Origin of the sequence: Prevotella communis, assembly GCF_022024175.1 — a bacterium.
Classification (GTDB): domain Bacteria; phylum Bacteroidota; class Bacteroidia; order Bacteroidales; family Bacteroidaceae; genus Prevotella; species Prevotella communis.
Map to the genome: position 1 here is coordinate 1595822 of NZ_CP091794.1, position 12479 is coordinate 1608300.

Genomic DNA, 12479 nt, shown 5'->3' on the forward strand with positions numbered 1-12479 from the left:
TGTGTTATGCTTCAGCAGCTTCGGGTATTACTGAAACGATGCTCTTGTTGAACTTACCCTTGTGGAAGTTCACTGTGCCATCAATGAGGGCATAGAGGGTATCGTCTTTACCAATAGCAACACCGTTACCGGGGTTGTGCTTTGTACCACGCTGACGAACGATGATGTTGCCGGCGATACACTTCTGGCCACCCCAGATTTTCACACCAAGTCGCTGAGCTGCACTTTCGCGGCCGTTCTTAGAACTACCTACACCTTTCTTATGTGCCATACTGCTGTTCCTCCTTAAGCGATTACTTGTTTAACTTCTACCTGAGTGAACTGCTCACGATGACCGTTGCGCTTGCGAGAGTCCTTGCGACGCTTCATCTTGAAGACAATCACCTTGTCGCCCTTTACCAGCGGGTTCACTACTTCTACTACTACCTTTGCACCTTCTACGGTGGGTGCGCCAACCTTGACAGCGCCGTCGGCATCTACGAGCAGCACTTTGTCAAACTCAACAGTCTTGCCTGCCTCCACGTCCTTGATGTGGTGCACGAAGAGCTTCTTGCCCTCCTCAACCTTAAACTGCTGACCCTGAATTTCTACAATTGCGTACATTTGATTTTGTTTGTAAATAGGGTTTTTTCCGTAAGGCGGTGCACGTCCGTACACACTTAACCCTGCCTCCACGGACTCATTTCGGGGTGCAAAGGTACTAATTTTCTATTACATAGAACCTATTGCACCGGATATAATGCTAAACTTTTATGTTTTTTTAACCTGTAGGATAGACTTAGAGACCTGCTTTTGTCAGTTCCTCGTCCATCTCCTGTTGCAGTTCGCGGGCTTTGTTGCCTGCCACTTCTGCAAAGTGGTCGTCGTTAGAGGCATAGATAATGCCACGGCTGGAGTTGACCAGCAGACCGCAGTCTTTGTTCATGCCATATTTGCATACTTCCTGCAAAGAACCGCCCTGGGCACCTACGCCAGGCACAAGCAGGAAATGGTCGGGAGCCAGTTTGCGGATGTCCTCGAACATCTTGCCCTGAGTGGCACCTACGACATACATCATGTTGTCGGTGTTGCCCCATTCCTGACTCTTCTTCAGCACTTTCTCAAACAGACGCTCGCCCTGGGCATCCTCCGTGAGCTGGAAGTCGTGCGAACCCTTGTTGCTGGTCAGGGCCAGCAGGATAACCCACTTGCCTTCGTACTGCAGGAAGGGTGTCACGGAATCCTCACCCATATATGGTGCCACGGTCAGTGCGTCGATGTTGTATTCCTCGAAGAACGTGCGGGCATACATCTGACTGGTGTTACCGATATCACCACGCTTGGCATCTGCGATAATCAGATGGTTGGGGTGATTCTCCTTGATATATTCGCAGGTCTTCACGAAAGCTTCCATACCCTTGATACCATAGGCCTCGTAGAAAGCGAGGTTGGGCTTGTAAGCCACACAGTAGGGGGCAGTGGCATCGATGATGGCCTTGTTGAATTCGAAAATGGGGTCGTGCAGGTCGAAGACGCACTGGGGCATCTTCTTAGGGTCTGTATCCAAACCTACGCAGAGGAAACTGCGCTTCTGCTTAATCTGTTGAATGAGTTCTTGACGTGTCATATTCTTTATGGTTGTTTGTTGCTGTACCACAGTAACATACTCAACTGGTTATAATTCGTTTTCTTTCATTCGCTCGGCATTCTCGGCCACGGTGAGGGCGTCGATCATTGCCTGGATGTCACCACCAAGGAATCCCTGCAGGTCGTGAGTCGTATAGCCGATACGGTGGTCGGTCACACGTCCCTGGGGGAAGTTGTACGTGCGGATCTTAGCCGAACGGTCACCGGTAGAGACGAGCGTCTTACGGCGACTGGCTATATCGTCCATGTATTTCTGGTGTTCCTTATCATATATAAAAGTGTACAGGCGCGAGAGGGCACGCTCCTTGTTCTTTGGCTGGTCGCGCGTCTCGGTACACTCGATGAGGATTTCCTCGGTCTCTCCGGTATTGGGGTTCTTCCACATATAGCGCAGGCGAACACCAGACTCCACCTTGTTCACGTTCTGGCCACCGGCACCAGAAGAACGGAAGGTATCCCATTTGATTTCACCTTCGTTGATATGTACCTCGAACTTGTCGGCCTCGGGCAGGACGGCTACCGTTGCTGCTGATGTGTGCATACGGCCCTGGGTCTCCGTGGCAGGCACACGCTGAACGCGGTGTACACCACTCTCGTATTTCAACGTGCCGTATACATCGGCACCGCTCACGGCAAAGTCGATCTCCTTGTAGCCGCCTACAGCACCTTCGCTGACGCTGGTCACAGAGAGTGTCCAACCTTTTGAGTCGCAGAAACTCTTGTACATCTTAAACAAATCGCCGGCAAAGAGACAGGCTTCGTCACCACCTGTTCCGGCGCGAATCTCCATCTGTACATTCTTCGCATCTTCAGGATCTTTCGGAATGAGGGCTATCTTGATTTCCTCTTCCAACTGGGGCTGGAGGGCCTCGTTGGCAGCCAGTTCCTCACGGGCCATCTCCTTCATCTCGGGATCGTCCTCGTTGGCCAGGATATCTTTTGCTTCTTTAATGCTGTTCAGACAGTTGATGTATCGTTTACGTGCATCCATGATGTCGCCCAGGTCCTTGTATTCCTTCGTGAGTTTCACGAAACGGTTCTGGTCGGCAATCACAGCGGGGTCGGTGATGAGTGTTGAAACCTCTTCAAATCGGCTCTCTAATCCGTCAAGTTTCTGTAAAATACTGTTTGTTGTTTCTGCCATAAAAAGTTGTTAATCATAATTTGGGTGCAAAAGTACAAAAAATAATCGACTTTGAGGGCCTATAATAGAAATTTTATCTATCTTTGCACTCTGAAAGCGATATGAAAATGCAAAAAGAAGATTTAAGAATAGTATTTATGGGTACTCCGGAGTTTGCCGTCGAGACCCTGAAAGCACTTGTTGAAAACCATTATAATGTGGTGGCTGTTGTCACCCAGCCAGACAAACCCGTAGGCCGTCATCAGAATGAGCTCCAGCCTTCAGAGGTGAAGAAATACGCGTTGGAGCACAATCTGCCCGTGCTGCAGCCCGTGAAGATGAAAGACCCCGAGTTCGTGGAGACGCTTCGTTCGTATCAAGCCAACCTTCAGGTCGTGGTAGCATTCCGTATGCTGCCTGAGGTGGTATGGGCTATGCCTGAATACGGCACTTTCAATGTCCATGCCGCCTTGCTGCCTCAGTATCGTGGCGCGGCCCCCATTAACTGGGCAGTTATCAATGGTGAGACAGAGACGGGTGTGACAACCTTCTTCCTGGATCATGATATTGATACCGGACGTATTATCATGAAGAAGCATTTTCCTATTCCTGATGACGCCAATGTGGAGTATGTCTATGATGGCCTGATGCATCTGGGCGCAGAGATTTGTATGGAGACACTCGAGGCTATCGTTGCTGCCGACGGACATCCTGCAAGTATTCCCCAGGAAGAGTGTGCCGAGTTGAAAGCGGCTCCGAAGATTTTCAAGGAGACGTGTCAGATAGACTGGAACCAGCCCGCAAAGCGTATCTACGACTTTGTGCGTGGCTTGTCGCCTTATCCCGGTGCATGGACGGTCCTGAAAGACGAAAAGGGTGGGGATACGGTTCTGAAGATATTCCGTGCCACCAAGACAGATAAACAGGTAAATGACAGGGTAGGCACTTTGATGGCTGACAGAAAACATCTGTATATCGCATGTGCAGATGCCTGGCTGCAAATCGATGAGCTGCAGCTGGCTGGAAAAAAACGTATGGATGCGCAGGCTTTCCTCAACGGCATGAAGGAGATAGAAAAATATTCTGCTGTATGATATAATATTTTGCGAGGCATCACGTTACTAATAATGTAAACATATAAAAGGAGATGCCTATGCAGATATTTACTTATGATGAAACGCATCCGAGCGAGAAGACGCTCAAGCTGATTAAAGAAATAGCTTATACCTATCGGGTAGAAAATAAGCAGGCTTATTGCCTCAATTAATTAGGAAAAGAAAAAATGACTTTAGTTTCACCTTCTCTTCTAGCGGCCGATTTCTTGCATCTCGACCAAGATATTCAAATGATTAACCGTTCGGAGGCTGACTGGCTTCACCTGGACGTGATGGATGGTTCGTTTGTGCCCAACATATCGTTTGGCTTCCCCGTATTGGAAGCTGTGGCGAAAGCATGTAAGAAGCCGCTTGATGTTCATTTCATGATTGAGAAACCGGAGCGCTATATTCAGCAGACGGCAAAGCTTGGTGCTATGATGATGAATGTGCACCAGGAGGCCTGCCTGCACCTGCATCGTACTATCCAGGAGATTCATCAGGCTGGTATGAAGGCTGGTGTGACGCTGAATCCGGCAACGCCTGTCTCCGTGCTCGAGGATGTGATCTGTGATGTGGATATGGTGCTTCTGATGAGTGTGAATCCGGGCTTCGGTGGACAGAAGTTCATTGAGAATACGATTCAGAAAGTAAAACGACTGCGTCAGCTCATAAATGAGTCGGGCAGTCGTGCATTGATAGAAGTCGACGGTGGTGTGCAAGGTGAAACAGCACCACGTCTGGTTGCTGCGGGTGTCGACGTGCTTGTCAGTGGAAGCTATGTGTTCAAAGCTTCTAGTCCTGAAGACGTCATCCATCAGTTGAGGAGCCTGTAACCGCGGCTCCTTGCTGATAAGGATTTAGTATTCGCAGAGCGCCAGTTCTATTTTGTTGTCCTTGGCCATCTTCCTGAGATTAATCAGGGCGTAGCGCATACGTCCCAGTGATGTGTTGATGCTGACACCGGTCAGATCGGCAATCTCCTTGAAAGAAAGCTGTTGGAAGTATCGCATATAGACAACCTCACGCTGAGGAGCGGGCAGAGTGTTCATCATCTTCTTGATGTCGATGAGAATCTGCTCATTAATCATCTCGGCCTCCTTATTGGAGTCCATGACAGACGCATTTTTCAGGTTCTGCAGGTCGTTCTCTTCGTTGGCGTCAACGATATGGGCAGATTGCTGCTGGCGGTACCAGTCCATGATGCAGTTGTGCGCAATGCGTGTAATCCAAAACTGGAACTTGCCAGAGTCGGTATACAACCCTTGCTGCAGTTTGGTTATGACCTTGACGAATGTCTCTTGGAAGATGTCGTCAGCAATGTCATGATCGCGAACTACGAACATGATGTAAGTGAACAACTTTGTCTGGGTGCGACTGATTAACTCATCAAACGCACGGTTATCACCTTTTACGTAGAGTAGTGCCAACGCTTCGTCGGATACTCCTTCAAAATTCTTCATATGTCAAGTAATTTTTTATGAAGTAAATTTTGTTTCGATAGGCAATAAATTTTGTTTTTATGAGTTAATAATAAAGGTTTATCGGTGCAAAAGTAGGTAAAAAATATGTAACGACCAAATTTTTCGCATATTTTTTTGCCGTACGTGCTATTTTTTTTAGTACCTTTGCAGTCTCTTTTGGTGATATTTAAACTGAGAGGATTGATAGAAATGAGTGATATATATATATTAGGTATAGAGTCCAGTTGTGACGATACTTCGGCTGCAGTGCTGAAAAATGGCGTCTTACTTTCCAATGTTACTGCTTCGCAGGCGGTGCATGAAGCTTATGGTGGCGTTGTGCCGGAATTGGCTTCCCGTGCCCATCAGCAGAATGTGGTACCTGTTGTAGATCAGGCAATTAAGAAAGCTGGTATCACAAAGGAGCAGTTGACGGCTGTAGCCTTTACCCGTGGACCCGGTTTGATGGGTTCCCTTCTGGTAGGTGTCAGTTTCGCCAAGGGTTTCGCCCGCTCCTTGGGTATTCCCCTGATAGACGTAAACCATCTGCAAGGTCATGTCATGGCCCATTTCATCAAGGAGTCTGAAGATGACCAGCATTGTCCGCCATTACCTTTCATCTGTTTGCTGGTAAGTGGTGGTAATTCACAGATTGTGCTTGTACGTGCCTATAACGATATGGAGGTGCTTGGTCAGACTATCGATGATGCTGCAGGCGAGGCTATAGACAAATGTTCGAAGGTGATGGGACTCGGCTATCCCGGTGGTCCTATTATCGACCGTCTGGCCCGTCAGGGTAATCCAAAGGCCTATCAGTTCTCCGAACCTCAGATTCCTGGCTTCGACTACAGTTTCTCAGGTTTGAAGACCTCCTTCCTTTACAACTTGCGCAAATGGGTGGAGGAAGATCCTGATTTCGTGGAGCATCACAAGGAGGACCTGGCAGCTTCTCTGGAATGGACAATCGTGGATATCCTGATGAAGAAACTGCGTCTGGCTGTGAAGCAGACGGGTATCAAGCATGTTGCCGTTGCCGGCGGTGTCAGCGCAAATAATGGTTTGCGCAATGCTTTCCAGGATCACGCCCGCCGTTATGGCTGGACCATTTATATTCCTAAGTTCAGCTATACCACGGATAATGCAGCAATGATAGGTATCGTGGGTCATTATAAATATCTGGATGGTGAGTTCTGTCCGATAGATGCACCTGCTTTTTCAAAAGTAACATTTAAGTAAAAAGATATGGATTTCGAAGGAAAGATTATAAGCAGAGAGATTAGTCAGCTGCTTTGGGAAAGAGAAAAAACTGTTTCTACTGCAGAGAGTTGTACTGGTGGTCGTATTGCAGAAGCAATTATCTCTGTACCAGGTGCTTCTAAATATTTTAAGGGTGGTATCATCTGCTATGTGAATGAAGTGAAGGAAAACCTGTTGGGAGTTTCACATGATTTGATAGAAGAGAAAACCGCTGTATGTGAAGAGGTTGCTGTTGCGATGGTGAAGGGCGCATGCAAGGTGTTGAACACCGATTATGCTATCGCGGCGACGGGCTTAGCTGGTCCTGGAGGTGGTACAAAAGAAATTCCTGTTGGTACTATCTGGCTGGCATGTGGTACATCGGAAAAAGTGGTTACATGTAAGATAGAAGAAGACAATGGTCGAGACATGAATCTGACCTTTGCTACCAATAAAGCTGTACAGATGTTCTGCGACTTCTTGAAGGCCGAGGATGCAACCAGTGAAGGCGAGGAAAGTTAAAAAACTTTAAGAGTTTAATAATTGTCAATTCTCTATTTTTAATTTCCAATAAAAATTCGTACCTTTGCACCCTGTTTGGAGTAAGTTACTAAAAAGGAACACAATTAAAGTAGATAGCAATGTCTAAAATTTGTCAAATTACAGGAAAGAAGGCACAGATTGGTAATAATGTGTCTCACTCAAAGCACCGCACAAAGCGCAGCTTTGACGTAAACCTGTTCAGCAAGAAGTTCTACTATGTAGAGGAGAATTGCTGGATTCAGTTGAAGATCAGCGCTGCTGGCCTTCGTATGATTAATAAAGTAGGTCTTGACGCCGCTCTGAAGCAGGCTGTAGCCAAAGGCTTCGTGGATTGGAAAGACATTAAAGTAATAGGAGACTAATAGACCATGGCAAGCAAGAAAGCAAAAGGCAATCGCGTTCAGGTTATCCTGGAGTGCACCGAGATGAAGAATAGTGGTCTTCCCGGCACAAGCCGTTACATTACGACCAAGAATCGTAAGAACACAGCTGAGCGTCTGGAGTTGATGAAGTATAACCCCATCCTGAAGAAGATGACTCTTCATAAGGAGATTAAGTAATTGTAAGAAAGAATGGCAAAGAAAACCGTTGCTACCCTCCACGAAGGTTCGAAGGATGGTCGCGCTTACTCTAAGGTTATCAAGATGGTAAAGAGCCCCAAGACTGGTGCTTACATCTTCGATGAGCAGATGGTTCCCAACGAAGCCGTTAAGGACTTCTTCAAGAACTAATCTAGTTAGATTATATTTTTTATCTAAATAATTAAGGCTGTACGCAATCATGTGTACAGCCTTTTTTTTGTGTCTTGATAGTCTTTCTTTTTGGAAAGGGCTGCGTTCTATTTTTTTTTCTATTCAGAATAGATGCGCTCGTACTGCCGGGCCACTTTGATATAGTCGTGATGGCGGCGTACGTACTCTATGCTCTGGCGCTTCAGTTCAGGGATGCGCTCAGGGTGAAGGACGAACTGTTCCAGTTCATCGCGCACGCTCTCGTACGTAGGTTGTACGTTGATGATAGGGCGCAGTTCGTTCTCTCCCAGTATCTTGTAGTTCTCGGGTTCACCGCCACCTATGCAGATAATACCCTTTGACATAGCCAGCAGGGGATTCATGGATGGGGTGTAGCTGTAGAGCTGGTCCAGGATGGCGTCGCTACCGTCCATCAGTTTCTGGTATTCGTTGAACGGGATTCCCTCCGCCTTGATGAGTTTCATCTTATCAGGATGCGCACGCAATACATCCTCGGCAGCCCGTAGCATGATGTCGGTACCCTTGTAGGCGCTTCGTCCCTTGCTGATGCCGATGAAGATGGATGAGGGCTGATGGATGAGGGCTGATGGCTGAGGGATGAGGGATGATGGTTCTTGCGTCCCTTCGGTAGCAAGCGAGCGGAGCTCGAGCGGATGTAAGATGTCTGATTCTGGCATCTTGATGGGCAGGGGGATGAAGTGCGTCTTCTCTTTGAAGTAAGGCTCATAGCACACGTAGTTCTCGTAGAGACCGGCGATGATCTGGTCGCAGTCAACCGCAATAAACTTATTAAGTTTCTCCTTCGTCGTACCCAGCCAGTCGCGCTGTTCCTTCAATGCAGGTTCGTCGGTGCGAAGCTGGTCGCCTATGTTGAAGTCGCTATAGCGCAGAGGCTTCCTGTTCGTACATTCGTTTACCCAGTACCAGTCCATGCCCATGGCGCAGAGCACCACCTTCCTGTTATATCTTCTCAGGTATCTGTATATATGGAATATCCATTCCGCCTTCAGTTCCAGGAACATCGGGTTGATGAGTTGCACCACGTCATACCCCCTCCATCGTGGCAGTTGGCAACAGACCTTTGCCAAGAGCTTCAGTCCCCCCAGTTTTCCAGGTTGCCTGCTGAGGTTAATATCCCTTGGGTAGTTTTTCCAGAAGTCACCATTCGATGCCACTGTGACCTCATGTCCAAGCGTGCGCAGTCCCTCAGCCAGTGTGGCGTGTACGTTGCTATATTCTCCTAGTAGCAGTATCCTCATCTCTCTCTCTTGATTAATGGCAGCGTACGCATCAGGAAGGCCAGTCCTATCTTCGTGTTCGTCAGTCGGCGGAACCACTTGTATTTCTTCGTGTATTCCTTGTCGGCCAGCGGGAACAGTCCTTTCTTGCGCAGCTCCTCCAGTTGTCGGTCCAGGTAATGCCTGTTGCGCGTCTCCACAATCACCTTATAGATATAGTCCATTGTCAGCTGGTGGACCCGTCGCAGCAGCGCCATGCGGTCGCTTCCCGGTATGACGGCAGCAAACTGGTACAGCCGGTAGATAATCGCCTTGAAGTCGTTGAGCCGCTTCACCGTGTTGCGTGCATCCTGACTCGTTGTGATCGAGGCCTCCCTGCTCCTGTAGAAATACGCCTCCGCATCCGTCTGTATAATAGAACCGGCGCGCAGAATCAGCAGCGGCGTAAACTCCTCATCCTCATGATAGATACCCGTGGTGAAGCGCAGGTTACCCAGGATGGTAGCCTTGAACAGATATCCGCATGCCGTAGCCTTGATATTCTGGTGACGCAGCAGATAGCGTCCCGTGGCAGCCTTCTGGTCGGCATATACCTTCTGACTTTGATCCTGCCTGCTGAACTCAAACATCACCATGTCCGGTCCCTTGAAACGGGCGATGTCCAGACAATGCTCGTACTGATTGGTGATGAGCGCATCATCGGCATCCACAAACTGGATATACTGTCCCGTAGCATTCTGCAGACCCCTGTTGCGCGCACATCCCAGTCCGCCGTTCTTCTGACGGATATAGATGATATCGTCCAGGTAGTTGTTGAGCGCACCGAGGGGCGACACCTGCGAGCCATCATCAACGACGATGATTTCCCGTTCCGATTTCCTCAAGGAGAGTCGGATAATACTGTCCAGACATTCGCATAACATCTCCGTGGGGACGTTATAGACCGGTATGATGAAACTTATGAACGGGGTTTCTTCCATTGGTGTATCGCTTTATTGATTTTACAAATTCCGTTGATGCCGAATATATCCAGCAGCAATGCCTTGACACGCAGTCTTGCCGGCAGTCTCTTTGCCAAGGGATTGATGCGCATAAAGGGTAGGGTAGGTGCCTCGCCAGACAGTTCACAGACGTCCATCTGGATATTCAGCACATGCATATAATACAGGGTGTCGTTCCATTGGCGCATCGTATGGATATGACTGTCCAACAGGTTCTTTAACTCCTTCCCGTTTGCTGTGGCTGTGATACCCTTCTCGTTCAGCGTGTAGTAATACAGTCCCTGATTCACCGTGCAGATATTCCTTGCTGTCTGCAGTAATCGGGGCAGGGTTGCAGCATCCTCGAATACCTGACCCTCAGGAAAACGTATATTGTCAAATAGGCTCCGTTTGTATAGCTTATTACAAGCGTAGGTATGACTGTAGCCTTTCGCGTCCAGCCAGTAGCGCTTAGGGTCTGTATAGACCTTATCCGAGAAAGAAATAATCTGTTGACTGGAGGATTGGTGAAATCTGCATACTGGATATTCCACGATATCATGTCTCTCTGCCAGCGCTATGATGCCGCTGTATGTTCCCTCCTTCAGAAAATCGTCAGAGTCCACAAACGTAATCAGTTCGCCAGATGCCTTACAGATACCTGCATTGCGCGCAGCACTCAGTCCGCGGTTCTTCTGATGAATCACGAGGATATGCGCGTCTTTTGCCTGCCATTCATCACAGATTGCCGCACTCTTGTCCCTTGACCCGTCGTCCACCAGTATCACCTCGAAATCGCCGATGCCCTGATGGAGCACACTCTCGATACATCTGTCGAGCGTGTCCTCTACATTATATACAGGTATGACGATACTCAGTTTCATGATGCAAAGATACGAATAACTTTTCTAATCCTCCACCTTTTTGCATTTGTTTTTATACCGTCTGACGATAGCGCGCAGATCCATACGCTTGTTGAGCTGTATGATGCAGTAGCCGATGCAGACGGCGTTGATGATGCCCATGACCGCATATTTCTCCAGTGTGGAGGGAATCTGCGAGCCTGTCAGGCAGATGGCTGCCATCACCGTGGTGATGATTATCAGGTTGATGGTCTTGCGCGTGAAGCGGAAATGGTAGCGCCACGGAATCAGTATCAGACTGACGATGACCTCTACCACCGACACGCACAGCGCCCCATAGCCCAGTCCGTCTAGTCCGAGGAAATAATAGAACACAGCCATGATGACAAATGTCTTCGTACTGCCCCATACGGCCTCCACCCAGAAAATCATCTTGTTGTCCCCCTTGGCGTAGATGATATAGTCGCGCGCAAAACACAGCGCTTTCAGTACCGTGGCCATACCCATGAAGCACACCATCCGCTCAATGCTCAGGAATTCCTCTGTCAGCAGGATGCGTATAGCCAGCGGGGCCGTCAGCATCAGTATCATAGCCAGTGGCGTGATTATCAGCATCGTAATCTCCGTCTGTTGGTTCACCACCCTGAAAGTCTCCTGGATGTTCGTCTTTATCAGACTCGAGAGGTTAGGGTAGTAGTCGGTTGCCATCGCCGTGAATACCAGTCCTGTGTACTGCACCGTAATCACGTTGCAAGCCTGATAGAAACCCACGTCCTCCGTACTGCCTATATTATTGATAAACGCTACCAGTGCATACGTGGTCAGTGTGCCAATCAGCGACCCCAGGGTCATGACGGCGCCAAACTTGATGATGCCGCGTCCCTGTGTCCACATGGTCCTCAGCGAAATCCTCTCCTGCGGCATCTCCTTCTTATGGCGGTAGGACAACAGGCGTATCACGACGAAGTAGATGACGTTGCCCACGATCATGGCCGGCACGATACCCTCGATACCCCATACGAAGTAGATAGGCACGCTCAACATCAGTCCGCACATCGGCGGCACGATAGAGCAGAACGCCAGCATCTTGTATTTCCGCATACCCTGCATCACCGCCATTTCGCCCATGCCCATCACGTTGAAGAATACGGCAACGCTCAGCAGGAGGAAATACGGGATATGCTTCTGGTCGTTGAACGACGTGGCCGACAGCAATGGCGAGAACACCACCGTGATGACCAGACCCAGGAGTGAGGCCATCAGCACGATGCGCCTTACCAGCCTCACGGTGAAGGCCAGCACCTTCGGGTCAGCATCATTGCCGGCCTGCGAGATTGGCGGCACCGCCGACACGTTCAGTCCCATCAGGGAAAACTGCTGAATGGTGTTGGCCGCCGAGTTGAATACCGAGGAAATACCCATACCCGTAGAGTGCAGGATATGGGCCACCAGTTTGGCACGGATGATATTCACGAGAATATTCAGCACCTGAGCACTTCCAAAGATGGCCGTGCTCGACATGATTCTGCGGTATGCGCTGACTTTCCTCTCGTTGGTCATG

General features: G+C 48.9%; 16 protein-coding genes. 7 read left to right on the plus strand and 9 right to left on the minus strand.

All coding sequences use genetic code 11. The annotated features are described in order from the left end of the window. Nucleotides 1-4: 4 nt before the first annotated feature. The 4 genes from rpmA to prfA all read right to left on the minus strand — a co-directional run bounded on the left by rpmA (nucleotide 5) and on the right by prfA (nucleotide 2770). A complete protein-coding gene (gene rpmA / locus L6466_RS06455) occupies nucleotides 5-271 on the minus strand; it encodes a 50S ribosomal protein L27 (RefSeq protein WP_091818282.1) in 267 nt (88 codons plus the stop codon). 14 nt (nucleotides 272-285) lie between these two features. Beyond that, nucleotides 286-603 carry a 50S ribosomal protein L21 gene (gene rplU, locus L6466_RS06460; RefSeq protein ID WP_091818280.1) on the minus strand — a complete coding sequence of 106 codons (318 nt, stop codon included), beginning with the start codon at nucleotides 601-603 and terminating at the stop codon, nucleotides 286-288. Nucleotides 604-778: 175 nt separating this feature from the next. Continuing rightward, on the minus strand, nucleotides 779-1606 hold the full coding sequence (gene pyrF, locus L6466_RS06465) for an orotidine-5'-phosphate decarboxylase (RefSeq protein ID WP_091854129.1): 828 nt from the start codon (nucleotides 1604-1606) through the stop codon (nucleotides 779-781). A gap of 48 nt (nucleotides 1607-1654) precedes the next feature. Beyond that, nucleotides 1655-2770: a peptide chain release factor 1 gene (gene prfA / locus L6466_RS06470; RefSeq protein WP_091818276.1), complete on the minus strand. Its 1116-nt coding sequence runs from the start codon at nucleotides 2768-2770 to the stop codon at nucleotides 1655-1657. A gap of 107 nt (nucleotides 2771-2877) precedes the next feature. On the opposite strand from prfA, the gene fmt reads away from it, so the two are divergent. After that, complete coding sequence (gene fmt / locus L6466_RS06475) at nucleotides 2878-3843, plus strand: methionyl-tRNA formyltransferase (protein ID WP_237796660.1); 966 nt, start codon at nucleotides 2878-2880, stop codon at nucleotides 3841-3843. 188 nt (nucleotides 3844-4031) lie between these two features. Next, nucleotides 4032-4679, plus strand: coding sequence for a ribulose-phosphate 3-epimerase (gene rpe / locus L6466_RS06480; RefSeq protein ID WP_237792859.1), 648 nt, complete (start codon nucleotides 4032-4034; stop codon nucleotides 4677-4679). A 24-nt stretch (nucleotides 4680-4703) separates the two neighbouring features. Here rpe and L6466_RS06485 read toward each other — a convergent pair whose 3' ends face one another. Beyond that, complete coding sequence (locus L6466_RS06485) at nucleotides 4704-5306, minus strand: sigma-70 family RNA polymerase sigma factor (protein WP_237792858.1); 603 nt, start codon at nucleotides 5304-5306, stop codon at nucleotides 4704-4706. Between the two features lie 210 nt (nucleotides 5307-5516). Between L6466_RS06485 and tsaD the strand changes: the two genes are divergently transcribed. The 5 genes from tsaD to L6466_RS06510 all read left to right on the plus strand — a co-directional run bounded on the left by tsaD (nucleotide 5517) and on the right by L6466_RS06510 (nucleotide 7816). Next, the gene (gene tsaD / locus L6466_RS06490; RefSeq protein ID WP_091818390.1) at nucleotides 5517-6542 is read left to right on the plus strand and encodes a tRNA (adenosine(37)-N6)-threonylcarbamoyltransferase complex transferase subunit TsaD; all 1026 of its coding nucleotides are present in this window, start codon (nucleotides 5517-5519) and stop codon (nucleotides 6540-6542) included. A 6-nt stretch (nucleotides 6543-6548) separates the two neighbouring features. After that, a complete protein-coding gene (locus L6466_RS06495) occupies nucleotides 6549-7064 on the plus strand; it encodes a CinA family protein (protein ID WP_091854137.1) in 516 nt (171 codons plus the stop codon). 119 nt (nucleotides 7065-7183) lie between these two features. Beyond that, the gene (gene rpmB, locus L6466_RS06500; RefSeq protein ID WP_091818266.1) at nucleotides 7184-7447 is read left to right on the plus strand and encodes a 50S ribosomal protein L28; all 264 of its coding nucleotides are present in this window, start codon (nucleotides 7184-7186) and stop codon (nucleotides 7445-7447) included. 6 nt (nucleotides 7448-7453) lie between these two features. After that, nucleotides 7454-7645: a 50S ribosomal protein L33 gene (rpmG, locus tag L6466_RS06505; protein ID WP_091818264.1), complete on the plus strand. Its 192-nt coding sequence runs from the start codon at nucleotides 7454-7456 to the stop codon at nucleotides 7643-7645. A gap of 12 nt (nucleotides 7646-7657) precedes the next feature. Beyond that, the gene (locus tag L6466_RS06510) at nucleotides 7658-7816 is read left to right on the plus strand and encodes a DUF4295 domain-containing protein (RefSeq protein ID WP_091818262.1); all 159 of its coding nucleotides are present in this window, start codon (nucleotides 7658-7660) and stop codon (nucleotides 7814-7816) included. Between the two features lie 119 nt (nucleotides 7817-7935). Here the strand turns inward: L6466_RS06510 and L6466_RS06515 are convergent, their stop codons facing one another. Genes L6466_RS06515 through L6466_RS06530 form a run of 4 tightly spaced genes read right to left on the minus strand, consistent with a single transcriptional unit; the run spans nucleotide 7936 to nucleotide 12478 of the window. Beyond that, nucleotides 7936-9096 (minus strand): glycosyltransferase family protein, encoded by a 1161-nt coding sequence (locus L6466_RS06515; RefSeq protein WP_237803418.1) that lies wholly within the window; start codon nucleotides 9094-9096, stop codon nucleotides 7936-7938. Beyond that, nucleotides 9093-10055 (minus strand): glycosyltransferase family 2 protein, encoded by a 963-nt coding sequence (locus L6466_RS06520; protein WP_237803417.1) that lies wholly within the window; start codon nucleotides 10053-10055, stop codon nucleotides 9093-9095. The genes L6466_RS06515 and L6466_RS06520 overlap by 4 nt, the downstream gene beginning before the upstream one ends. Next, nucleotides 10034-10939, minus strand: coding sequence for a glycosyltransferase family 2 protein (locus tag L6466_RS06525; protein WP_237803416.1), 906 nt, complete (start codon nucleotides 10937-10939; stop codon nucleotides 10034-10036). Before L6466_RS06525 ends, L6466_RS06520 begins: the two co-directional genes overlap by 22 nt. 24 nt (nucleotides 10940-10963) lie before the next feature. Then, a complete protein-coding gene (locus L6466_RS06530; protein WP_237803415.1) occupies nucleotides 10964-12478 on the minus strand; it encodes an oligosaccharide flippase family protein in 1515 nt (504 codons plus the stop codon). Between the last annotated feature and the right edge of the window lies 1 nt (nucleotide 12479).